Origin of the sequence: Pseudomonas sp. R37(2017), assembly GCF_002113375.1 — a bacterium.
GTDB lineage: Bacteria > Pseudomonadota > Gammaproteobacteria > Pseudomonadales > Pseudomonadaceae > Aquipseudomonas.
Window position 1 is genome coordinate 93,366 of the sequence record NZ_NEHO01000018.1, and the last position, 21,709, is coordinate 115,074.

At 58.8% G+C, this 21,709-nt stretch carries 22 protein-coding genes; 12 read left to right on the forward strand and 10 right to left on the reverse strand.

The window, feature by feature from the left end:
- The first annotated feature begins 62 nt into the window (after positions 1-62).
- From rpe to trpE, 3 genes are all read left to right on the forward strand, one after another.
- Positions 63-737, forward strand: coding sequence for a ribulose-phosphate 3-epimerase (gene rpe / locus CAG47_RS23330; protein ID WP_085727847.1), 675 nt, complete (start codon positions 63-65; stop codon positions 735-737).
- Entirely contained in the window at positions 734-1,552 is an 819-nt protein-coding gene (locus tag CAG47_RS23335; protein ID WP_085727849.1) for a phosphoglycolate phosphatase, read from the forward strand. Before rpe ends, CAG47_RS23335 begins: the two co-directional genes overlap by 4 nt.
- A 70-nt stretch (positions 1,553-1,622) precedes the next feature.
- Positions 1,623-3,104: an anthranilate synthase component I gene (gene trpE / locus CAG47_RS23340; RefSeq protein WP_085727851.1), complete on the forward strand. Its 1,482-nt coding sequence runs from the start codon at positions 1,623-1,625 to the stop codon at positions 3,102-3,104.
- 119 nt (positions 3,105-3,223) lie between these two features.
- Here trpE and estP read toward each other — a convergent pair whose 3' ends face one another.
- A complete protein-coding gene (gene estP / locus CAG47_RS23345) occupies positions 3,224-5,134 on the reverse strand; it encodes an esterase EstP (RefSeq protein WP_085727853.1) in 1,911 nt (636 codons plus the stop codon).
- Positions 5,135-5,542: 408 nt separating this feature from the next.
- Here estP and CAG47_RS23350 point away from each other — a divergent pair, with 408 nt between their 5' ends.
- The 4 genes from CAG47_RS23350 to CAG47_RS23365 all read left to right on the forward strand — a co-directional run bounded on the left by CAG47_RS23350 (position 5,543) and on the right by CAG47_RS23365 (position 8,828).
- A complete protein-coding gene (locus CAG47_RS23350; protein WP_085727855.1) occupies positions 5,543-6,136 on the forward strand; it encodes an aminodeoxychorismate/anthranilate synthase component II in 594 nt (197 codons plus the stop codon).
- Between the two features lie 9 nt (positions 6,137-6,145).
- A complete protein-coding gene (trpD, locus tag CAG47_RS23355) occupies positions 6,146-7,195 on the forward strand; it encodes an anthranilate phosphoribosyltransferase (RefSeq protein ID WP_085727857.1) in 1,050 nt (349 codons plus the stop codon).
- Positions 7,192-8,028: an indole-3-glycerol phosphate synthase TrpC gene (trpC, locus tag CAG47_RS23360; RefSeq protein ID WP_085727859.1), complete on the forward strand. Its 837-nt coding sequence runs from the start codon at positions 7,192-7,194 to the stop codon at positions 8,026-8,028. The genes trpD and trpC overlap by 4 nt, the downstream gene beginning before the upstream one ends.
- 98 nt (positions 8,029-8,126) lie before the next feature.
- Positions 8,127-8,828 carry a lipoate--protein ligase family protein gene (locus CAG47_RS23365; RefSeq protein ID WP_085727861.1) on the forward strand — a complete coding sequence of 234 codons (702 nt, stop codon included), beginning with the start codon at positions 8,127-8,129 and terminating at the stop codon, positions 8,826-8,828.
- 10 nt (positions 8,829-8,838) lie between these two features.
- Here the strand turns inward: CAG47_RS23365 and crp are convergent, their stop codons facing one another.
- Positions 8,839-9,483: a cAMP-activated global transcriptional regulator CRP gene (crp, locus tag CAG47_RS23370; RefSeq protein WP_085727863.1), complete on the reverse strand. Its 645-nt coding sequence runs from the start codon at positions 9,481-9,483 to the stop codon at positions 8,839-8,841.
- A 228-nt stretch (positions 9,484-9,711) separates the two neighbouring features.
- On the opposite strand from crp, the gene CAG47_RS23375 reads away from it, so the two are divergent.
- Together CAG47_RS23375 and speD are read left to right on the forward strand one after the other, a co-directional pair.
- The gene (locus tag CAG47_RS23375) at positions 9,712-10,134 is read left to right on the forward strand and encodes an OsmC family protein (protein WP_007994936.1); all 423 of its coding nucleotides are present in this window, start codon (positions 9,712-9,714) and stop codon (positions 10,132-10,134) included.
- Positions 10,135-10,373: 239 nt separating this feature from the next.
- Positions 10,374-11,165, forward strand: coding sequence for an adenosylmethionine decarboxylase (speD, locus tag CAG47_RS23380; RefSeq protein ID WP_007986012.1), 792 nt, complete (start codon positions 10,374-10,376; stop codon positions 11,163-11,165).
- An 80-nt stretch (positions 11,166-11,245) separates the two neighbouring features.
- Here speD and coq7 read toward each other — a convergent pair whose 3' ends face one another.
- The 6 genes from coq7 to hemJ all read right to left on the reverse strand — a co-directional run bounded on the left by coq7 (position 11,246) and on the right by hemJ (position 15,801).
- Positions 11,246-11,893 (reverse strand): 2-polyprenyl-3-methyl-6-methoxy-1,4-benzoquinone monooxygenase, encoded by a 648-nt coding sequence (coq7, locus tag CAG47_RS23385; RefSeq protein ID WP_085727865.1) that lies wholly within the window; start codon positions 11,891-11,893, stop codon positions 11,246-11,248.
- Between the two features lie 146 nt (positions 11,894-12,039).
- Positions 12,040-12,378 (reverse strand): histidine triad nucleotide-binding protein, encoded by a 339-nt coding sequence (locus CAG47_RS23390; RefSeq protein ID WP_008027110.1) that lies wholly within the window; start codon positions 12,376-12,378, stop codon positions 12,040-12,042.
- A gap of 80 nt (positions 12,379-12,458) precedes the next feature.
- Positions 12,459-13,247 (reverse strand): SDR family oxidoreductase, encoded by a 789-nt coding sequence (locus CAG47_RS23395; RefSeq protein WP_085727867.1) that lies wholly within the window; start codon positions 13,245-13,247, stop codon positions 12,459-12,461.
- Positions 13,248-13,308: 61 nt separating this feature from the next.
- On the reverse strand, positions 13,309-14,274 hold the full coding sequence (locus CAG47_RS23400; RefSeq protein ID WP_085727869.1) for a DUF805 domain-containing protein: 966 nt from the start codon (positions 14,272-14,274) through the stop codon (positions 13,309-13,311).
- 93 nt (positions 14,275-14,367) lie between these two features.
- Positions 14,368-15,336: a nitronate monooxygenase family protein gene (locus CAG47_RS23405; protein WP_085727871.1), complete on the reverse strand. Its 969-nt coding sequence runs from the start codon at positions 15,334-15,336 to the stop codon at positions 14,368-14,370.
- Between the two features lie 33 nt (positions 15,337-15,369).
- On the reverse strand, positions 15,370-15,801 hold the full coding sequence (gene hemJ, locus CAG47_RS23410; RefSeq protein WP_085727873.1) for a protoporphyrinogen oxidase HemJ: 432 nt from the start codon (positions 15,799-15,801) through the stop codon (positions 15,370-15,372).
- A 135-nt stretch (positions 15,802-15,936) separates the two neighbouring features.
- Here hemJ and argC point away from each other — a divergent pair, with 135 nt between their 5' ends.
- On the forward strand, positions 15,937-16,971 hold the full coding sequence (gene argC / locus CAG47_RS23415; RefSeq protein WP_085727875.1) for an N-acetyl-gamma-glutamyl-phosphate reductase: 1,035 nt from the start codon (positions 15,937-15,939) through the stop codon (positions 16,969-16,971).
- Between the two features lie 168 nt (positions 16,972-17,139).
- Entirely contained in the window at positions 17,140-17,490 is a 351-nt protein-coding gene (gene erpA, locus CAG47_RS23420) for an iron-sulfur cluster insertion protein ErpA (protein ID WP_007906865.1), read from the forward strand.
- Between the two features lie 68 nt (positions 17,491-17,558).
- On the opposite strand, the gene CAG47_RS23425 is transcribed toward erpA, so the two are convergent.
- Together CAG47_RS23425 and CAG47_RS23430 are read right to left on the reverse strand one after the other, a co-directional pair.
- On the reverse strand, positions 17,559-18,650 hold the full coding sequence (locus CAG47_RS23425; RefSeq protein ID WP_085727877.1) for an anhydro-N-acetylmuramic acid kinase: 1,092 nt from the start codon (positions 18,648-18,650) through the stop codon (positions 17,559-17,561).
- 2 nt (positions 18,651-18,652) lie between these two features.
- The gene (locus tag CAG47_RS23430) at positions 18,653-20,071 is read right to left on the reverse strand and encodes a peptidoglycan DD-metalloendopeptidase family protein (RefSeq protein ID WP_085727879.1); all 1,419 of its coding nucleotides are present in this window, start codon (positions 20,069-20,071) and stop codon (positions 18,653-18,655) included.
- Between the two features lie 211 nt (positions 20,072-20,282).
- On the opposite strand from CAG47_RS23430, the gene tyrS reads away from it, so the two are divergent.
- A complete protein-coding gene (tyrS, locus tag CAG47_RS23435) occupies positions 20,283-21,482 on the forward strand; it encodes a tyrosine--tRNA ligase (protein WP_085727881.1) in 1,200 nt (399 codons plus the stop codon).
- Positions 21,483-21,709 lie beyond the last annotated feature (227 nt).

Sequence of the window (21,709 nt, forward strand, 5' to 3'; positions counted from 1 at the left end):
GCGCGTCAAAGCATGAGGTATACAATGCGCGCCATCGTGATTCCGCTCAAAAAAGGTGCGTCATGCAGCCCTTCGTAATTGCTCCGTCGATTCTTTCCGCCGACTTCGCCCGCCTGGGTGAAGAAGTGGACAACGTCCTGGCCGCCGGCGCCGACTTCGTGCACTTCGATGTCATGGACAACCATTACGTACCGAACCTGACCATCGGCCCGATGGTCTGCGCGGCACTGCGCAAGTACGGCGTGACCGCGCCGATCGACGCGCACCTGATGGTCAGCCCGGTGGACCGCATCGTCGGTGACTTCATCGAAGCCGGCGCGACCTACATCACCTTCCACCCGGAAGCTACGCAGCATATCGATCGCTCCCTGCAACTGATCCGCGAGGGCGGCTGCAAGTCGGGCCTGGTGTTCAACCCGGCGACCCCGCTGGACGTGCTCAAGTACGTGATGGACAAGGTCGACATGATCCTGTTGATGAGCGTCAACCCGGGCTTCGGCGGACAGAAGTTCATCCCCGGCACCCTCGACAAACTGCGTGAGGCGCGGGCGCTGATCGATGCTTCGGGCCGCGACATTCGTCTGGAAATCGACGGCGGCGTGAACGTGAACAACATTCGCGAAATCGCTGCGGCCGGCGCTGACACCTTCGTCGCGGGCTCGGCCATCTTCAATGCGCCGAACTATCAGGAAGTCATCGACAGGATGCGCTCCGAACTGGCGCTGGCTCGCCCATGAGTGGCTTTGAGCAGCTCTTCGCGGGGCAACTGCCGCGGCTGGTGATGTTCGATCTGGACGGCACATTGATCGATTCGGTCCCGGACCTGGCAGTGGCTGTGGACAAGATGCTGCTCAAACTCGGTCGCCAACCCGCCGGTCTGGAAGCCGTGCGCGAATGGGTCGGCAATGGCGCGCCGGTGTTGGTGCGCCGCGCTCTGGCCGGCGCTATCGATCATTCGGCGGTCGATGACGCGGAGGCCGAGCGGGCGTTGGAGTATTTCATGCAGGCTTATGGCGAAAGCCATGAGTTGACCGTGGTTTACCCCGGCGTGCGCGACACCCTCAGATGGTTGAAGAAGCAGGGCGTCGAGATGGCACTGATCACCAACAAGCCGGAGCGGTTCGTTGCACCGCTGCTGGATCAGATGAAGATCGGCCGCTATTTCCGCTGGATTATCGGCGGCGACACCCTGCCACAGAAAAAACCCGATCCGGCGGCACTGTTTTTCGTGATGAAGATGGCCAACATTCCGGCTTCGCAGTCGTTGTTCGTTGGCGATTCGCGCAGCGATGTGCTGGCGGCGAAAGCGGCGGGGGTCAAGTGCGTGGCCCTGAGCTACGGCTATAACCACGGTCGGCCGATTGCCGAGGAGACGCCGGCGCTGGTGATCGACGACTTGCGCAAACTAATTCCCGGTTGCCTGGATCCGGCCGCTGAGATAACGTTGGCCGACGCTGTCAAACCCCCTTCTGGAAACGCCATTGTGGTGGTCACTCGCAAACTCTGGATGAAAGTCATCAAGGCCCTGGCCCGCTGGCGTTGGCGCGCCTGACTTGATCCTGGCCGGTTATCCGGCGCGTTTGCATACCTGACTGTTCGACCCTCAAGCCACGAGGCACCTCATGATCCGCGAAGAATTCCTGCGTTTGGCCGCTGCCGGCTACAACCGCATTCCACTTGCCTGTGAAACCCTGGCTGACTTCGACACACCGTTGTCGATCTACCTGAAGCTGGCCGATGAGCCCAATTCCTACTTGCTGGAGTCCGTACAGGGCGGCGAGAAGTGGGGCCGTTACTCGATCATCGGCTTGCCGTGCCGTACCGTACTGCGAGTTCACGACCACCACGTCAGCGTGACCGTCGATGGTGTCGAGACCGAAAGCCACGACGTGGAAGATCCGCTGGCCTTTGTCGAAGCCTTCAAGGCTCGCTACAACGTACCGACCATTGCCGGCCTGCCGCGTTTCAACGGTGGCCTGGTGGGTTATTTCGGTTATGACTGCGTGCGTTATGTGGAAAAGCGTCTGGGCAAATGCCCGAACCCTGATCCGCTGGGCGTGCCGGACATTTTGCTGATGGTCTCCGACGCCGTCGTGGTGTTCGACAACCTTGCCGGCAAGATGCACGCCATCGTACTGGCCGACCCGGCTCAAGAAGATGCTTTCGAGCAAGGTCGTGCCCGCCTGGAGGAACTGCTGGAAAAACTGCGCCAGCCGATCACCCCGCGTCGTGGCCTGGACTTCAGCAAGCAACAAGCGGCTGACCCGGTGTTTCGCTCCAGCTTCACCCAGGACGATTACGAAAAAGCCGTCGACACCATCAAGGAATACATCCTGGCCGGTGACTGCATGCAGGTCGTGCCGTCCCAGCGCATGTCGATCGATTTCAAGGCTGCGCCAATCGATCTGTACCGGGCGCTGCGCTGTTTCAACCCGACGCCTTACATGTACTTCTTCAACTTCGGTGATTTCCATGTCGTCGGCAGCTCGCCGGAAGTGCTGGTGCGGGTCGAAGACAACCTGATCACCGTGCGCCCGATTGCGGGTACCCGTCCTCGGGGCGCAAACGAAGAGGCTGATCTGGCGCTGGAAAAGGACCTGCTGTCGGACGACAAGGAAATCGCCGAGCACTTGATGCTGATCGATCTCGGGCGCAACGACACCGGGCGGGTATCGGAAGTCGGTTCGGTGAAGCTCACCGAGAAAATGGTGATCGAGCGTTACTCCAACGTGATGCACATCGTGTCCAACGTCACCGGGCAACTGAAAGCCGGACTGACGGCAATGGATGCACTGCGAGCGATTCTGCCGGCGGGCACCTTGTCCGGCGCACCGAAGATTCGCGCGATGGAAATCATCGACGAACTGGAGCCGGTCAAGCGTGGCGTCTACGGCGGTGCGGTCGGTTACTTCGCCTGGAACGGCAACATGGACACCGCTATCGCAATCCGCACGGCGGTGATCAAGAACGGTGAGCTGCACGTGCAGGCCGGTGGCGGCATTGTCGCCGACTCGGTACCGGCACTGGAGTGGGAAGAAACCCTGAACAAGCGCCGTGCGATGTTCCGTGCCGTTGCCCTGGCCGAACAGACCCCGCAGAGCTGATTACAAATCCTGTAGGAGCGAGCAAGCTCGCGATGAGGGCTTGCTCGCTCCCACAATGACCTCTTCAGCATAAAAAACGCGGCGCCTGTGAGGGCGCCGCGTTTTTTGTTACTTGCTCATCAGAAGTCCAGCGCAACACCTACGTTGACGCCCTGCTGGGTAAAGTCGTCGTCCCTGCGGATGTTGTAGCTGGCGCGCAATGCCAGGTCGCGGGTGAGGTTGTGGCTAACGCCCAGGTTAACCCGTTGCAGGTGGCTTTGCGGGGTATAGCCTTCCAGCGTGAACTGGTTGTTCGGCAAGCTGTTGAGGTTGATGCCCACATCCTGGGTATCGTCGTTGTACTCACGCTCGATTGCCGCTTCGCCGAATACCTGGGTTTGCGGGGTGATCTGGTATTTGCCCTGCAGGCCAGCCCCCAGGCGCCGGGAAATGACCTCCTGATCGGCAAAGGTCAGCGCCGTGGAATCGTTGCCTTGCTCCGAGTAGCCATCGACTTTCGCCTTGGAGAAATCAGCGCTGATAAACGGCGACACGTGCCAGGGGCTGCTGGCTTGTTGCGCAATGTCGTAACCCAGGCGAGCGCTGAAGGCTTCGACATAGCCACTGGTATCGCCTTTTTCGCTGCGTTCGTTGGCGCCCAACTGGAACTTGCGCTTGAGGCTGTCGTAGTCCAGATGCCCCGCTGTCAAAGCCATGTCAGCCCAGACACGGTTTTGTTGGTATTGGGCGAATGCCGTGCCCAGGTAAGTGTTGAGCTTGTAGTCGGAGTCGTTGCTGCCAGCTTCGAGCTTCTGGTTATAGAAACCGGCCGCCAGGCCAACGCGCCAGGCATCATCGATACGGTAGCTGCCACCGATGTTCAGGTTGGCGCCGTTGCCGTCGGCACTGACCGCGCTGTCCTGACTGTCAAAGTCCTGATGCTGTCCGCCGCCGGAAACGATGGCTCGCCATTGACCAACGCCTTGCCAGTTTTCCCAATCGGCCAGCCACTGATTGCGCAATTCATCCTGATGCGCACGCACGGTTCCCTGGGCCATTTCCGGCAGCAAGGTAAGCTCCCACGGCGCCGCCAGCAGGGAATACGCGTAATCGGCAATCAGGCGCTGCCCTGTTTCGGTGGGGTGCACCGAGTCGTTGAAGATCAACTTGGTCGGGTCCGGCGTGGCGCTGTTGATGCCGTAGCGGGCATTCTCAGTACAACCGTTGCCGCTGAAGCAGGTAGTGATGAGGTTCTGGTCGGTGGCCAAGCCAAACTGTGCCGGGTTGGCAAACGTCTCTTTGAGCAATACCGGAATGTTGAGCGGGATGACTTCGGCATTGATGTTCTGCAATCGGCTCACCAGTTCCGTGTTGAACTGGGCGCTGAGCTGGGACGTGAACGCCTGCAGTGGGGTGCCGTTGAACGCCGGGGTAAAGCCGATATCGGGCAGCAGCCAGACCATGACGTATTTGGCGCCGGCGGTTTGCAGGGCCTGCACGCTGTCGGCCAGTCGATCGGCGGCGGCGCTGGCCTGGGGCAGGCTGGTGACGCGACCTTGCAGGAAGTCGTTACCGCCCCCCGACAGGTAATACAGAGCGTTCGGGTCGGCGCGGAAGTTATTGGACGGAAGATAGCCGGCCCGGGTGCGTTCGCCGGTGGCGGAGGTGCTGGTGATCGAATCCAGAATCTGATCGGTGCGGTAACCGCCGACGGCCCAGTTGTTGCCATCGGGCTGACCGTTGTTGGCGCGCACCGCCGAAGCGGACGACGCGGTCTGGTCCGCCGAGAACCCCAGTTTTCCACCCAGTATCTGCGTGGAGTTGAGCGATCGGACTTCGCCGCTGCCATCCAGGTATACCGGCCCCGTCCGGTTGGTAAAGCGCTGCGTCGACCCGGCAGGCCCGCCGGTGTCGGCAAAGGTCCCGGCGTCGTTGAGGCTGTCCCCGAAGACCACGAAGTTTGTATAAGGATTTGGCGCGGCGTTCGCCTGGGCGCATGCCATCGCGAGCAAGCAACCTACGAGCGGTACAAACAACGACTGTTTGATCATGAGCAAGTCCGTTTATTTATTGTTGTAGTGAACGAAACGACAGTACCAAAAACTTTCGGCCTTTTGCCATCTGTCGCGAAGCCTTCAAGAGTTTCTCGGGCTGCACCCCCGGCGATATTGCACGCTCTGCCCAGCTAAGTTACTGTGCCCGGACGTACGAACGAGACCTTCCCCGTGTTGATCATCAGTAAACTCCTGGATCAAGTCATCAAGGCACACGCCCGCTGGCGTTGGCGCGCCTGAATTCTTTTGCCGGCCTCGCCGGACCTGTACCGCTTCGCCTTCTTTACCTGTTTGAAATGCCGCTTTGCTGGCGCTGGTCCGGCACCTGACAAAGCGCAGCGCTCTGCGGGTCAATCATTCGAAGGCCATCTTTAAAGTCAGTGAATTCAAGAGGCTCCAAACGCTATGTTGCTGATGATCGATAACTACGACTCCTTTACCTACAACGTTGTGCAGTACCTGGGCGAGCTCGGCTCCGAGGTCAAAGTCGTGCGCAACGATGAATTGACCATCGCTGAAATCGAAGCCCTCAACCCTGAGCGCATCGTTGTGTCCCCCGGTCCTTGCACTCCGACCGAAGCCGGCATCTCGATCGAAGCGATCAAGCATTTCGCCGGCAAACTGCCGATTCTTGGCGTCTGCCTCGGCCACCAGTCAATCGGCCAGGCTTTTGGCGGTGATGTGGTGCGCGCCCGCCAAGTGATGCACGGTAAGACTAGCCCGGTATTTCATGAGGACAAGGGTGTCTTCGCAGGCCTGAATCGTCCGCTGACGGTGACCCGCTATCATTCATTGATCGTCAAGCGCGAAACCCTGCCCGACTGCCTGGAGCTGACGGCCTGGACCCAGCTCGAAGACGGTTCGGTCGACGAGATCATGGGCCTGCGTCACAAGACCCTTAACATCGAAGGCGTGCAGTTCCACCCTGAATCGATCCTCACCGAGCAGGGCCACGAACTGTTCGCCAACTTCCTCAAACAAACCGGCGGCACGCGCTAAGGACTAATCATGAACATCAAGACAGCCCTGAGCCGTATCGTCGATCACCTCGACCTCAGCACCGATGAAATGCGCGATGTGATGCGCGAAATCATGACCGGGCAATGCACGGATGCGCAGATTGGCGCGTTCATGATGGCCATGCGCATGAAGAGCGAAAGCATCGACGAGATCGTCGGCGCGGTGTCGGTGATGCGCGAACTGGCGGACAAGGTCGAACTCAAGACCCTCGACGGTGTGGTCGATGTGGTGGGTACCGGCGGCGACGGTGCGAATATCTTCAACGTGTCCACCGCTTCCGCTTTCGTGGTTTCGGCGGCCGGTTGTACGGTAGCCAAACATGGCAACCGTGCGGTGTCGGGCAAGAGCGGCAGCGCCGACCTGCTGGAGGCGGCCGGTATCTACCTGAACCTGACGCCGGTGCAAGTGGCGCGCTGCATTGACAACGTTGGTATTGGTTTCATGTTTGCCCAGACTCATCACTCTGCGATGAAATACGCCGCCAGCCCGCGTCGTGATCTGGGCTTGCGGACCTTGTTCAACATGCTTGGCCCGCTTACGAATCCGGCCGGTGTGAAGCATCAGGTCGTTGGCGTATTCACCCAGGCCTTGTGCCGGCCGCTGGCGGAAGTCTTGCAGCGACTGGGCAGCAAGCATGTGTTGGTGGTGCACTCGAAGGATGGCCTGGACGAATTCAGCCTGGCCGCGCCGACTTTTGTCGCTGAGCTGAAAGACGGTCAGGTCACCGAGTATTGGGTCGAGCCAGAAGACCTGGGCATGAAGAGCCAGAGCCTGCATGGCCTGGCGGTGGAAAGCCCGGCGGCGTCCCTGGAGTTGATTCGCGATGCCCTGGGCAAGCGCAAGACGGAGAACGGTCAGAAAGCGGCCGAAATGATCATGCTCAATGCCGGTGCCGCACTGTACGCCGCCGACCATGCCAGCAGTTTGAAGGAGGGCGTTGCCCTTGCGCACGATGCGCTGCACACCGGTCTCGCTCGGGAGAAGCTTGAGGAACTGGGTGCGTTTACCGCGGTATTCAAAGTGGAGAATGAGGGATGAGTGTACCGACGGTTCTGGAAAAGATTCTGGCGCGCAAAGTCGAAGAAGTGGCCGAGCGCAGTGCTCGCGTCAGCCTCGCCGAGCTGGAAAGTCTGGCCAAGGCGGCCGATGCACCCCGTGGTTTTGCCAAGGCATTGCTGGCTCAGGCCAAGCTGAAGCAGCCGGCTGTCATTGCCGAAATCAAGAAAGCCTCGCCGAGCAAGGGAGTGATCCGTGAGAACTTCGTTCCCGCCGACATCGCCAAAAGCTACGAGAAGGGCGGTGCGACCTGCCTGTCGGTGCTCACCGACATCGATTACTTCCAGGGTGCCGACGCCTACCTGCAGCAGGCCCGCGCGGCGTGCAAGCTGCCGGTGATCCGCAAGGATTTCATGATCGATCCGTACCAGATTGTCGAAGCCCGAGCCCTGGGAGCCGACTGCGTGCTGTTGATCGTTTCCGCCCTGGATGACGTGAAAATGGCTGAACTCGCAGCGGTTGCCAAAAGCGTCAACCTCGATGTGCTGGTGGAAGTCCACGACGGCGCTGAGCTGGAGCGGGCCTTGAAAACCCTCGATACCCCGCTGGTCGGCATCAACAACCGCAACCTGCACACCTTTGACGTCAGCCTCGAAACCACCCTCGACCTGTTGCCGCGTATTCCCCGCGATCGTCTGGTCATCACCGAAAGCGGCATCCTCAACCGTGCCGATGTCGAATTGATGGAAATCAGCGAAGTCTATGCATTCCTGGTCGGTGAGGCGTTCATGCGTGCCGAAAACCCGGGTACCGAGTTGCAGCGCCTGTTCTTCCCGGAGCGTGGCGTGCCGGTCAGTGGTTCAACCCTCGACTAACCCCCGCCATTGCAGGCAACCCGACTCCCTGCGGGAGCGGGCTTGCCCGCGATGAGGCCCTCCATTCCCTGAAGACCTCATGTCTGCCGGAGTCGTCCATGTCGCTGCCAATCCCCATGACCATCGAAGCTGGCCTGCAAGCCGAACAGGATTTGCTGGCGTCGGTCTGTGCTGGTAATGGGGAGTCCGGTCTGCTGTTCTGGCAACCGAGTGATCAGGCATTGGTGATGCCGCGTCGCTTGAATCGATTGCCCGGCTTCGAAGCGGCATGTGAGGTCTCGGCGGCAGCGGGCTGGCCCGTATTGTTGCGCGATACCGGCGGTGAACCGGTACCGCAATCGGCCACCACGATCAACATCGCGCTGGTTTATGCGCCGCCGCGCACCGAGGGTGATCTGAATCGCATCGAATCTGGTTACCGTCGTCTGTGCGATCCGATTTGCCAGTTGCTGGATGAGCTGGGCGGTACTTCGTCACTGGGTGAAATCGAAGGTGCTTTCTGTGACGGTCGCTTCAACGTCAATCTCGATGGACGCAAGATGGTCGGTACCGCCCAGCGCTGGCGTCAGAGTCAGGGTGGGCAGCGTCCGGTGGGGCTGGTACATGGGGCGATGCTGGTGGATAACGAGCGAGAGTCGATGGTCGCTGCGGTCAATCGTTTCAACGAGGCCTGCGGACTGGAGCAGCGGGTACGCGCCGAAAGCCACATTGCGCTGCACGAGAAGTTCGCTGCGCCCGAAGCGCTGGCGCGTCTCGACGAACTCTACCGGTTGATGCTTGCACAAATGTTCAGTGGCTAGGTTTTCGAGCTTATCGCGTACCGAAGACCACCATGGTCTTGCCTTTGACGTCCACCAGATTGCGTTCTTCCAGATCCTTGAGCACGCGACCGACCATCTCCCGGGAACAACCGACTATCCGCCCGATTTCCTGGCGGGTTACCTTGATTTGCATGCCGTCGGGGTGAGTCATGGCGTCCGGCTGTTTGCACAGCTCCAACAGGCAGCGGGCGACTCGGCCGGTCACGTCAAAGAATGCAAGGTCACCGACCTTGCGCGTGGTATTACGCAGGCGTTGTGCGATTTGTCCGCCGAGGACGTAAAGAATGTCCGGATCAAGCTGGGATAACTCGCGGAATTTTGCGTAGCTGATTTCCGCGACTTCGCACTCAACCTTGGCCCGCACCCAGGCACTTCGCTCCTGCTCCAGGCCGGCTTGTTCAAACAGGCCCAACTCACCGAAAAAGTCCCCGGCGTTCAGGTAGGAAATGATCATTTCCCGGCCATCGTCATCTTCGATCAGGATGGTGACTGAGCCTTTGATGATGAAGAACAGCGTTTCCGAGCGGTCGCCGGCACAAATGATGTTGCTCTTGGCCTGATAGCGGCGACGCTGACAATGCATCAACAGCTTGTCGAGGCTCTTGATCTTGGGGGTGGGGGCAATAGCAACCATGGTTGTATCCCGAAAAGACTGCACGGTATGTTTGGTTTTTATAAATAGCGAACGCTGGAGTGAAGCTGGCCATGCGCCATTGAATTGGCGTCAGCTTACCAGACACTTCCTGAAATATTCGAGCATTTACCTACAACGTGGTGGGATGTGTCCTAGGACACCGGGCACTGCCAATCACGGGGCCTGTGCTAAGCTGGCGACCCTTTTTTAGACAGTGGAGTCTTGGCGATGAAGGCACGCATCCAATGGGCTGGCGAAGCCATGTTCCTCGGCGAATCCGGTAGCGGTCATGTCGTGGTCATGGACGGCCCGCCCGATGCCGGTGGACGCAACCTGGGTGTCCGACCGATGGAAATGTTGCTGCTGGGTGTTGGTGGTTGCAGCAATTTCGATGTAGTCAGCATCCTCAAGAAGTCCCGCCAGGCGGTCGAGAGCTGCGAGGCTTTCCTTGAAGCCGAGCGTGCAACCGAAGATCCAAAGGTTTTCACCAGGATCCACATGCACTTCGTCGTCAAGGGGCGCGGGCTGAAAGAGGCCCAGGTCAAGCGCGCCATCGAACTGTCTGCCGAGAAATACTGCTCGGCCTCGATCATGCTCGGCGCGGCAGGCGTGGCAATTACCCACGACTACGAGATCATCGAACTCGGTTGAATCGACATTCAACTATCATAAAAGCAGTGCAGACTCTGGCGAACCCAAGCTGACGTCTGCATAATGCGCCACTTTTTTCAGGGTAGTGGCCCGTCAGCCGACAGGCCTCGCACCCGAACAGACAACCAAAATCGCCATCGCGAAGAGGTGTTAACCGTCCTACGCAGGTGCGTTGTTCGCATCTGACGGGCATGCTTGATCACGCGGCCGGGCCGCAAACACATAGAGAGTTTTCAACGGTGAAAAGCAAACTCAAGCTCCACGGGTTCAATAACCTGACAAAGACCTTGAGCTTCAACATCTATGACATCTGCTACGCGGAAACCCCGCAAGACCAGCAGGCTTACGTCGAGTACATCAATAAAGAGTACAACGCGAAGCGCCTGACGCAGATCCTCACGGAAGTTGTCGATATCATTGGTGCCAATATCCTGAACATCGCCAGTCAGGACTATGAGCCGCAGGGCGCCAGCGTCACGATCCTGATCTCGGAAGAGCCGGTCACCCCGACCGACAGTCAGATCGAAGAGTCCCCGGGACCGCTGCCCGAAATCATTCTGGCCCACCTCGACAAGAGCCACATTACGGTGCACACCTATCCGGAAATCCATCCGGTCAGCGGTATTGCAACGTTCCGTGTGGATATCGACGTGTCGACTTGTGGGGTCATTTCACCGCTTAAAGCGCTCAACTTCCTGATTCACCAGTTCGATTCGGACATCGTGACCGTGGATTACCGTGTGCGCGGCTTCACCCGTGACGTTGAAGGCAAAAAGCACTTCATCGATCACGAGATCAATTCGATCCAGAATTACCTCTCCGATGATACTTACGACGCGTACCAGATGACCGACGTGAACGTGTATCAGGAAAACCTGTTCCACACCAAAATGCTGCTGAAGAACTTCGAACTGGATAACTACCTGTTCGGCGACGCCACCAGCAACCTGTCCTCTGAGCAGCGTGCCCAGGTGACCGAGCGGGTGAAACACGAAATGCTCGAAATTTTCTACGCACGCAACATGGCGTAAGGTTTTCGAACATAAAAAAGGCGACTACCTCACGGCAGTCGCCTTTTTTGTTCTGGGGTCCGCTCCTGCAACAAGCGGAGTCAGATCCGATAAGTACTCTTGGTCATCACCTTGGCCATCAGGCTCATCCCGAACTTCACCGGTGCCGGAAAGCGGAATCCGCCAGCGTCCAGCGCACTTTCGGCATGCTGTTCTTCATCAATGCGCATCTGCTCGAGAATCGCCCGGGATTTCTCGTCCTCGGCCGGCAATTGTTCCAGGTGTTCGTTCAGGTGTTTGCACACCTGGTCTTCTGTTGCCGCAACGAATCCCAGGCTGACTTTGTCGCTGATCAGGCCGGCCACTGCGCCAATCCCGAACGACATGCCATAAAACAGTGGGTTGAGAATGCTGGTGTGGCTGCCCAACTGACGGATGCGTTGTTCGCACCAGACCAGGTGGTCGATTTCTTCTTCGGCGGCATGTTCCATCGCGGCACGTACCTGCGGCAGCTTGGCGGTCAGCGCCTGCCCCTGGTACAGCGCCTGGGCGCAGACTTCGCCGGTGTGGTTGATGCGCATCAGGCCGGCAACGTGGCGCGTGTCTTCGTCGCTCATTTTCGCATCCGGCTGCACGATGGCGGGCGAAGGACGGTACGGCTGGCCACTGAAGGGCAGCAGGGTGCGCATCGCGGCATCGGCTTGCAGCAGAAGGCGGTCAATTGGCGAGTAGTGACGTTGGGTAGTCATGCTGACCTCCGGGGAATTTCGGTGGCCAGTTTAACCCAATCGGCCAGGGAAGGTGTGCGCTGGGTCATTGTGATGCAGAGGTTGTGACAGCGTTGTGATGCCCCTGTGGGAGTGGGCAAGCCCGCTTCCACAGGGGGCGGCAGCAATCAGCCCGGCGGCCAGTGCATCTGGCGCTGACCCAGTACGTGCATATGAATGTGGTAGACGGTTTGCCCGCCTTCTTCATTGCAGTTCATGACGACACGGAAGCCTTTTTCGCAGCCCAGCTCCAGGGCCAGGCGCTGGGCGGTGAACAGTATGTGCCCGGCCAATGCCTTGTCGTCTTCGGTCAGGTCGTTCAAGGTGCGAACCGGCTTCTTCGGGATCACCAGAAAATGCACCGGTGCCTGTGGGGCAATGTCGTGGAAGGCCAGTACCTGGTCGTCCTCGTAAATGATCTTCGCCGGGATTTCCCGGTTGATGATCTTGGTGAACAGAGTATCCACAGCTTTTTTCTCCGTTGTTTGGGCAGGGCTGAGTGTACTCATGGCGTATGTCAGCGCCCAGCCTTTTACCTTGTGTTGGATCAGCGCGGGCAGTAGGCCTTGTTGATCATGCCGGCGATGGTGCGTGTCAGCCAGCGCGAGCCGAGCCTTGGCAGGAAGGCGAGCCAGCGGTTGCGCCGTCCGGGAATAATGATCGCTTTATTCTTTTCCAGTGCGCGCACGGTGTAGAGCGCCACTTCCTCGGGGCTCATCAGCAGTTTGCTGTTGGTCAGCTTTTCGCTGTTGAGTTGAGCGGTGCGGAAAAACGCCGTGCGGGTCGGCCCGGGGCAGAGCACGGAAACCTTGACCGCGCACTTCTTCAACTCGACGCGCAATCCTTCGGAAAAGTGCAGCACGTAGGCTTTGCTGGCGTAATAGGTGCTCATCCACGGGCCCGGTTGAAACGCCGCCACCGAGGCCACATTCAGAATCTGCCCGCCGCCTTGCAGGGCCATGCTGTTGCCGATGGCGTGGCACAGTCGGGTGAGGGCGAGGATGTTCACTTCGATCAGGTCTTGCTCGGTCATCCAGTCCTGGGCCAGAAACGGGCCACATGTGCCAATACCGGCGCAGTTGACCAGCAGATCGATCTGCCGGTCGCCTTCTTCCAGTTCCAGCAGGAATCCGGACAGGCGCAGCGGCTCGCCCAGGTCGCAGGCGCGGAACAACACTTCCACGCCGAACCTTTGGGTCAGTTCAATCGCAATACTTTCCAGCTGATCACGCTGTCGGGCCACCAGAATCAGGCTGCGGCCGCGCCGGGCCAGCGCTTCGGCCATTGCCAGGCCGATGCCGCTGGAGGCACCAGTGATCAGAGCGTAACGGGTCATGCAGTTCTCCATCGCAACAGCTCCGCGCCGCGACGCAGGTGTCACGGGCCGGGAGCGCTGTTCATTCTTTCGCAGAGTCTACAGGGGGCTGGGCCTCTTCGGCTGCATCGCCGGCGGAATTTGGCGTCGGCTCGACCTCGACATCGATTTCATCGGTGATGACCGAACTGCTTTCGTAGCTGCTCTGCGCGGCGCTTTCGTATTCTTGCTGTATCGCCGAGAGGCCACCGGCCAGCGCACCGACCAGGATCAGGGCGATAACGACCAGCCAGAGCGAGGACAATACTTTGACCGCGGTACTGTTCGGCGGAGGCGGCGGGCCGTAGCGATTGGCCAGTTCGTTGCCCGGCACGACCATGATCACAAACGGAAAGAAACTGCCAACAAACGGTACCAGGTTCAACAGCCACAGCCAGCCGGACCAGCCGATATCGTGCAATCGCTGAACGGTGATCTGGATGCTGACAAAGGCAAACCCGACAAACAGCGTCAATGCCAGCAAGCCACCCAATATCAGCCCGGCGGTAGAATCCGCGCCGATTAGGGCCAGGACGACCAAGGCAAACACTCCGCAAACAGCCATGAGCACAAGTGTCAGCACCAATGTCCAGGCGAGATAACGCAAGCGGCCGATACGGCCATCGAAACTGAATGGCTTGAGCGTGGCAAATTCCGCCACGGCTTCGCCGACGGGGGCACGAGGCGGGGCGTAAGGGGACTGCGGATCCCCCAGCGGCGCCTGGCCGCTGGCCGGAGTGTGGTCATGCACATCGGCGAGGTTAAGCTCGATCGGCGTTTCGGCTTCGATGCGGGCATCGATACCGGTCTTGCTCAACGCATGGAGGTAGGTCTGGGCATCGGCTTGCGACAGGTTGCGTTTGAGCGCTACCGGACGCCCGGTGAACAAGCGCTCGATGGCCGAGACATCACTTTTGAACAGCTCGGCGAGATTGAGTTTTGCCGTGGTGATGTCGACGCCTGGCAGCAAGGCGCCTTCGAATACGATCTTGAAATGATTTTCGCCCATGTGCGAAGCATCCTTGTCGCGAGAGGTTGAAAGAAGAATGTTGTGACCGGGCGAGTGTAAGGCCAGCCTGGCAAGACTGGCCAAGGTTCGCTGTCAGCGCGGCCAGCGTTTGGCCAACAGAACAGACTGTTCCAGGGCCTGGCGGTACTCAGCGTCGAGACGGGCAATCAACTGCTCGACACTCGGCAAGTCCTCGATTTCACCCACGCCCTGACCTGCAGACCAAACGGTTTTCCAGGCTTTGGCCTCATCGCTCACAGGTTTGAGCCTGGAGCCGAAGTCGATCTCGCCCTTGCCTTGCAAGGCGGCCATATCGAAACCGGCGGCCTCCAGGCTCTGGCGCATGAAGCTCGCGGGGACGCCTGACACAACTGGAGTATGGATGATGTCTGCCGCTTTGGAAGTGAGCAGCATTTCTTTATAAGCGTCGGGCGCGTGACTTTCGGTTGTACCGATAAATCGAGTGCCAAAGTAGGCCAGGTCTGCGCCGAGCAATTGAGCCGCCAGAATTTCGTGGCCATGGTTCAGGCAGCCCGCCAGCAACAAGGTCTTGTCGAAGAACTGGCGAATTTCGGCAATCAGCGAAAACGGGCTCCAGGTCCCGGCGTGTCCTCCGGCCCCGGCAGCCACGGCAATCAAACCATCGACGCCGGCTTCGGCCGCTTTCTCGGCATGACGACGAGTTGTCACATCATGGAACACCAGGCCGCCGTAGCTGTGCACTGCGTCGACCAGTTCTTTCACCGCGCCAAGGCTGGTGATCACGATCGGCACTTTGTGTTCGACGCAGATATCCAGATCCGCCTGCAACCGTGGATTGCTGTTGTGCACGATCAGATTCACGGCATGAGGCGCGGGGTTTTCCATTGTCGCCAGCCCGGCTTCGATTTCTTCCAGCCAGGCCTTGAAACCGCTACTTTCGCGCTGATTCAGTGCCGGAAAGCTGCCAACCACGCCCTGACGACAACAGGCGAGTACCAATTGCGGATTGGAAATCAGGAACATCGGTGCTGCCACTACGGGCAGACGCAAACGTTGTTCGAGCAGAGCGGGCAGCGACATTGGAAGTACCCCGGTGAGTTGTGCCTGTTGGATTCAGAACGGCCGAACGACGACCAGAATTACGATTGCCAGCAATATCAGAACCGGCACTTCATTGAACCAGCGAAAAAAGACATGGCTGCGGGTGTTTTCGCCACGGGCAAAACGTTTTACCTGTGCGCCGCACATATGGTGGTAGCCGATCAGAATCGCCACCAGTGTCAGCTTGGCGTGCATCCAGCCACCCTGAGTGAAATACGCACTCGGGTTGAGGCTGATCAACCAGCCGCCAAAGATCAGCGTGGCGATCATCGCCGGCCCCATGATGCCCCGATACAGCTTGCGCTCCATGACGCTGAAGCGTTCCTTGCTGATGGTGTCTTCACTTTGTGCGTGATAAACGAACAGTCGTGGCAGGTAGAACAGGCCGGCAAACCAGCACACGACGCTGACGATATGGAGCGCTTTGAGCCACAGATAGAGCATTTTCAGTTATTCCCCAATTCACGGTAGCCGGAATAGTAGAGGCTTGACGCTCCGCACGTCACCTTGCCGGTTGTCGCAGGGGCGCGCGGGCCCTATTATCGACGGCTTTCCAGTGGGTTCGTTGAGGGCAGGTTTATGGTCAAGGTCGGTATCGTCGGCGGCACGGGTTACACCGGTGTCGAACTGCTGCGTCTGTTGGCGCAGCATCCGCAAGCTGAAGTGGTAGTCATCACTTCCCGATCCGAGGCCGGCCTGGCCGTGGCCGACATGTATCCGAACCTGCGAGGCCATTACGACGGCCTGGCATTCAGTGTTCCGGACATCAAGACGCTGGGCGCTTGCGATGTGGTGTTCTTCGCCACGCCGCACGGCGTTGCCCATGCGTTGGCGGGCGAATTGCTGGCGGCCGGGACCAAGGTTATCGATCTGTCGGCCGATTTCCGTCTGCAAGACGCGAATGAGTGGGCCAAGTGGTACGGCCAGCCGCACGGCGCGCCGGAACTGCTGGACGAGGCGGTCTACGGCTTGCCGGAAGTCAATCGCGAGCAGATCAGGAAAGCGCGCCTGATTGCCGTGCCGGGCTGCTACCCGACTGCGACGCAATTGGGCTTCCTGCCATTGCTCGAAGCTGGCCTGGCCGATGCTGCGCATCTGATCGCTGACTGCAAATCCGGTGTCAGCGGTGCCGGTCGTGGTGCTTCCGTAGGTTCGCTGTACTCCGAGACGTCGGAAAGCATGAAGGCCTATGCGGTCAAAGGGCATCGTCATTTACCGGAAATCCGCCAGGGTCTGCGTCGTGCAGCGGGCAAGGACGTCGGCCTGACCTTCGTTCCGCACCTGACGCCGATGATTCGCGGCATTCACTCCACGCTCTACGCAACCGTCGTTGATCGCTCGGTGGATCTGCAGGCGCTGTTTGAAAAGCGTTATGCCAACGAACCGTTCGTTGACGTCATGCCAGCCGGCAGCCATCCGGAGACGCGTAGCGTACGTGGTGCCAACGTCTGCCGTATTGCCGTGCACCGTCCTCAGGATGGTGATCTGGTGGTGGTGCTGTCGGTGATCGACAACCTGGTCAAGGGGGCGTCGGGTCAGGCTGTGCAGAACATGAATATCCTGTTCGGGCTGGATGAGCGTCTGGGTCTGTCTCACGCGGGCATGTTGCCTTGAGAGCAGCTACAAGCTTCAAGTTGTAAGCGGCAAGCTTGAAGCTCACAGCTTGAAGCTCACAGCTTGAAGCTTGCCGCTGCTCCTAGAATAGTTGACCGCTTTTCTAGGAGAAGCGGATAATGCGCGTCATCACGCAATATGACGGCGTAACGCCGGGAGATAGTCAGCATGAGCGTCGAATCCTTCACCCCCACGGCTTTGCAATTCACCCACGGTGCCGCGCACAAGGTGAAGAGCCTGGTCGATGAAGAGGGGAATGATCGCTTGAAGCTGCGCGTATTCGTTACGGGCGGCGGTTGTTCAGGTTTTCAGTACGGCTTCACCTTCGATGAAGAAGTGGCCGATGATGACACCATCGTCGAACGCGAAGGTGTGAGTCTGGTGGTCGACCCGATGAGCTTCCAGTACCTGGCCGGTGCCGAGGTGGATTACCAGGAAGGTCTGGAAGGTTCGCGTTTCGTCATCAAGAACCCGAATGCGACCACCACCTGTGGTTGCGGTTCTTCGTTCTCGATCTGATCGGCGCGCCAGTTTCACAAAACGCCGCATGGCCTCAGGGTCTTGCGGCGTTTTGCTGTCTGCGGGGTTTATGCGGGGTAAATGGCGCCGAGTACGCGCAGGCCACGGGCACCGGTAACGCTGGGGCGGTTGGCTGCGATGCCTTCGAGGCAGCAATGAGCCAGCCACGCGAATGCCATGGCTTCGACCCAGTCGGGGTCTACACCGTACGTGGCGGTGCTGCTGACACTTGCGTTTGGCAACAGGCTGGCCAGGCGACTCATCAATGCGCTGTTGTGGGCGCCGCCGCCGCAGACCAGTAGTTCCTGTGTGTCTGTCTGGGCGCTTTGCAATGATTCGATGATGGTCAGCGCGGTCAGCTCAAGCAGCGTCGCCTGAACATCTTCGGCGGCGAAGGCTGGCAGATGTGCCAGGTGCTGTGTCAGCCATGGCAGGTTGAACACTTCCCGTCCGGTACTCTTCGGGCCTTTGGTTACAAAGAAAGGGTCGTTGAGCAGTTCATTCAATAGCGCCGGTTGAACCTTGCCGCTGGCAGCCCATTGGCCGTCGCGGTCATAGTTGTCGCCACGCTGCTGATGAATCCAGGCGTCGAGCAGGACATTACCGGGGCCGCTGTCAAAGCCGGCGACAGGCTTGCCGGGCTCGATCAGGCTGAGGTTGCTAAAGCCGCCAACGTTCAGCACTGCGCGATTTCCGGCCCGTTCTTCAAACAAGGCTTCGTGAAAGGCCGGAACCAGCGGTGCACCTTGTCCGCCGGCAGCCACGTCGCGGCTGCGGAAGTCGCTGACCACGGTGATGCCGGTCAGCTCTGTCAGCAAGGCCGGATTGCCGATCTGCACGGTAAAGCCGCGTGCCGGTTCGTGGCGGATGGTCTGGCCATGGCTGCCAATCGCACGAATATCGTCAGGCTTCAGTTGCTGTTGAACGAGAAGGGTGCGGATTCCTTGGGCTGCCAGTTTCACCCAGTTCTGTTGGGCGATGGCGGAGCGGGCGATCTCGTCCGGGCCGCTGGCGCACAAGCTGAGCAGCTCTGCGCGCAGGGAGTCGGGCATGGGGATGTAGTGGGAGGCGATCAGCCTGATCGCCTTGGCTTGCTCGATCAGCGCGATGTCCAGGCCATCAAGGCTGGTTCCGGACATCACACCTATATAGAGCGCCATGCTTAACGTTTGCTCGAAGCCAGCAGAGTGGCTTTTTCCTGTTCCATGCGCGCCATCAGTGGCTGGCTTTGGGCGAGGAAGCGTGCACGTTCGGACTTGGCAATCGGATCGGCCATTGGCAGTTTCTGGCCCAGTGGGTCGACGTGTACGCCATTGACCTGGAACTCATAGTGCAGGTGCGGGCCAGTGGAGAGGCCGGTGGTGCCGATGTAGCCGATAACCTGGCCCTGTTTCACCGTGCCACCAGTCTTCACGCCTTTGGCGAAGCCTTGCATGTGGCCGTAGAGCGTAGTGTAGGTATTGCCGTGCTGGAGGACCACAGTGTTGCCATAGCCGCCACGGCGGCCGGCCAGCAACACCTTGCCATCACCGGCCGCCTTGATCGGCGTACCGCGTGGCGCAGCGTAGTCGACGCCTTTGTGGGCGCGGATCTTGTTCAGGATCGGGTGTTTGCGGCCCATGGAGAATTTCGAGCTGATGCGGGCGAAGTCCACCGGTGTGCGGATGAACGCCTTGCGCATGCTGTTGCCATCAGCGGTGTAGTAGCTGCTGTTGCCTTGTTTGTTGGTGTAGCGAACGGCGGTGTAGGTCTTGCCGCGGTTGGTGAAGCGCGCCGACAGGATCGGGCCGTTGCCGACGGCCTTGCCGTTGACCACCTTTTGCTCGTAGATCACGTCGAACTCGTCACCCTGACGAATATCCTGGGCGAAGTCGACGTCGTAGCCAAACACGCTGGCCATGTCCATGGTCAGGCTGTGAGACAGGCCTGCCCGGGCCGCGGACTGCGACAGCGAGCTGTTGATCACTCCGTGAACGTAAGCGGAGCGCACGGTCGGTTTCGCAGTAATGCGATTGAATGTGTAGCCCTTGTCGTTCTTGCTCAGGCTGATGCTTTCGAGGTCATTGAGCTTGCTGTGCAAGTTGGTCAGCTGACCGTCCGGGCTCAGTTCGAATTCGAGTTTTTGCCCATGTTTGAGCTGGCTGAACTGCTTGGCCTGCTTGTCGCTGGCCAGTATTTCATGCACTGAGGTGGCAGGGAGGCCGACCTTCTCGAACAGCGTAGAGAGGGTGTCGCCTTTGCCAACGATCACTTCCCTGTGGCTTGCCGACTTCTTTTCTTCGACGACCGGCGCCGGTTCGGCTTGAACGGTTTGCTGAGTATCCTCGGCGCTGTTGTCGATCTGTGCGAAGGGAGATGTTGCGGGTTCATTTGTGGCTTGAACGACGTCAGCAGCGTCTTGATCTTGTGTCAGTTGTTCAGCAGGACTTTCCAGTTCAAGGCTAAGAGTCGTCTTTTTGGCTTCGACATCGCTGGAAGGGAATACCAGGAGCGCCAGGCTGAGTAGGGCGGCGATGCCACTTGCGGCAAGCAGGTGGGTTTTCGGGTAAAGCGGCGGCGCTTTAGACGATTCTGTGGTCATAAGTGGCTTTGACTTTGAAAATGATGAATTGGAAAAGATGAATGACATGATGAAGATGAAATAACTGTATAAAATATAACCAAATCATCTCTGAAGCAAGTCCGTAGGTGCTCTGTCTGCGGATTGGCGTCCGTGCGCCGGGCAAGCCTTGTATTTGACGTGCGATCTTGTATGGTTGGGTCCCTTTGAATCTGAGCCTTGCAGGTTGGTTATGAAGTCGGTTGAAGAGCAGCTAGCGCTGATCAAACGTGGTGCGGAAGAACTGTTGGTCGAGTCCGAGCTGATTGAAAAGCTCAAGCGTGGCCAGCCGCTACGTATTAAGGCTGGCTTCGATCCAACGGCTCCGGATCTGCACTTGGGGCATACCGTGCTTATTAATAAGCTGCGCCAGTTCCAGGAGCTGGGGCATCAGGTGATCTTCCTGATTGGTGACTTCACCGGGATGATCGGTGACCCGAGTGGCAAGAGCGCCACGCGTCCACCGCTCACTCGCGAGCAAGTTCTCGAGAACGCCGAGACCTACAAGGCTCAGGTCTTCAAGATTCTGGATCCGGCAAAGACCGAAGTGGCCTTCAACTCCACCTGGATGGATCAGATGGGGCCCGCCGACTTTATTCGCCTGACTTCGCAGTACACCGTGGCTCGCATGCTCGAGCGCGATGACTTCGACAAGCGTTACACGACCAATCAGCCAATCGCCATTCATGAGTTCCTGTATCCGCTGGTTCAGGGGTACGACTCTGTAGCCCTGCGCGCAGATGTCGAACTGGGCGGCACCGATCAGAAGTTCAACTTGTTGATGGGGCGTGAGTTGCAGCGTGGTTATGGTCAGGAGGCTCAGTGCATTTTGACCATGCCGCTGCTTGAAGGTCTGGATGGCGTCAAGAAGATGTCCAAGTCCTTGGGTAACTACGTTGGTATCCAGGAGGCACCAGGTGTGATGTACAGCAAGCTGGTGTCTATTCCGGATGTGTTGATGTGGCGTTACTTCGAGTTGCTCAGCTTCCGCTCCATGGATGAGATCAATGCGTTCCGCGCTGATGTCGAGGTGGGTGCCAATCCGCGTGATATCAAGATCAAGCTGGCTGAGGAGATCGTTGCGCGCTTTCATGGTGAGGAGGCTGCTGCCAATGCTCACCGTGCTGCCGGTAACCGTATGAAGGATGGCGAACTGCCAGATGATCTGCCGGAAATCGAATTGACTGCTGCCGAAGATATGCCGATCGCTGCTGTCCTTAATAAGGCTGGGTTGGTCAAGAACTCGGCGGTGGCTCGTGATCTCCTTGGTTCTGGTGGTGTGCGCATAGATGGCGAGGTTGTCGATCGCACCTTTATATATGCGCTGGGCGCGACCCATGTTTGCCAGGCGGGGAAGAAGGCGTTTGCGCGTATTACGCTCAAATCCGAGTAAAGCTGAAATAAGGGGTTGACGGCGAATTTCAGATGTCTATAATTCGCCCCACTTCCGGCGCAGTCGAAACGGAAAACTCCTTGATAAACAACGAGTTACGCAGTTTTGACAGCAGGTTGCTTCAGTTCATCGAAGCCGCCAGGGAGTTGAAAAAGAGGTGTTGACAGCAGCGAGTAACGCTGTAGAATTCGCCTCCCGCTGACGAGAGATCTGAAGCGCAAGTGGTT

Bases quoted from the DNA above. Each gene is read 5' to 3' on its own strand.
- coq7 (WP_085727865.1), bottom strand. From the start codon at position 11,893: ATGACTACCCAACGTCACTACTCGCCAATTGACCGCCTTCTGCTGCAA.
- trpE (WP_085727851.1), top strand. From the start codon at position 1,623: ATGATCCGCGAAGAATTCCTGCGTTTGGCCGCTGCCGGCTACAACCGC.
- CAG47_RS23375 (WP_007994936.1), top strand. From the start codon at position 9,712: ATGAAGGCACGCATCCAATGGGCTGGCGAAGCCATGTTCCTCGGCGAA.
- estP (WP_085727853.1), bottom strand. From the start codon at position 5,134: ATGATCAAACAGTCGTTGTTTGTACCGCTCGTAGGTTGCTTGCTCGCG.
- crp (WP_085727863.1), bottom strand. From the start codon at position 9,483: ATGGTTGCTATTGCCCCCACCCCCAAGATCAAGAGCCTCGACAAGCTG.
- CAG47_RS23405 (WP_085727871.1), bottom strand. From the start codon at position 15,336: ATGTCGCTGCCCGCTCTGCTCGAACAACGTTTGCGTCTGCCCGTAGTG.
- hemJ (WP_085727873.1), bottom strand. From the start codon at position 15,801: ATGCTCTATCTGTGGCTCAAAGCGCTCCATATCGTCAGCGTCGTGTGC.
- CAG47_RS23425 (WP_085727877.1), bottom strand. From the start codon at position 18,650: ATGGCGCTCTATATAGGTGTGATGTCCGGAACCAGCCTTGATGGCCTG.
- CAG47_RS23350 (WP_085727855.1), top strand. From the start codon at position 5,543: ATGTTGCTGATGATCGATAACTACGACTCCTTTACCTACAACGTTGTG.
- CAG47_RS23430 (WP_085727879.1), bottom strand. From the start codon at position 20,071: ATGACCACAGAATCGTCTAAAGCGCCGCCGCTTTACCCGAAAACCCAC.
- rpe (WP_085727847.1), top strand. From the start codon at position 63: ATGCAGCCCTTCGTAATTGCTCCGTCGATTCTTTCCGCCGACTTCGCC.
- erpA (WP_007906865.1), top strand. From the start codon at position 17,140: ATGAGCGTCGAATCCTTCACCCCCACGGCTTTGCAATTCACCCACGGT.
- argC (WP_085727875.1), top strand. From the start codon at position 15,937: ATGGTCAAGGTCGGTATCGTCGGCGGCACGGGTTACACCGGTGTCGAA.
- tyrS (WP_085727881.1), top strand. From the start codon at position 20,283: ATGAAGTCGGTTGAAGAGCAGCTAGCGCTGATCAAACGTGGTGCGGAA.
- trpC (WP_085727859.1), top strand. From the start codon at position 7,192: ATGAGTGTACCGACGGTTCTGGAAAAGATTCTGGCGCGCAAAGTCGAA.
- CAG47_RS23400 (WP_085727869.1), bottom strand. From the start codon at position 14,274: ATGGGCGAAAATCATTTCAAGATCGTATTCGAAGGCGCCTTGCTGCCA.
- CAG47_RS23365 (WP_085727861.1), top strand. From the start codon at position 8,127: ATGTCGCTGCCAATCCCCATGACCATCGAAGCTGGCCTGCAAGCCGAA.
- CAG47_RS23335 (WP_085727849.1), top strand. From the start codon at position 734: ATGAGTGGCTTTGAGCAGCTCTTCGCGGGGCAACTGCCGCGGCTGGTG.
- trpD (WP_085727857.1), top strand. From the start codon at position 6,146: ATGAACATCAAGACAGCCCTGAGCCGTATCGTCGATCACCTCGACCTC.
- CAG47_RS23395 (WP_085727867.1), bottom strand. From the start codon at position 13,247: ATGACCCGTTACGCTCTGATCACTGGTGCCTCCAGCGGCATCGGCCTG.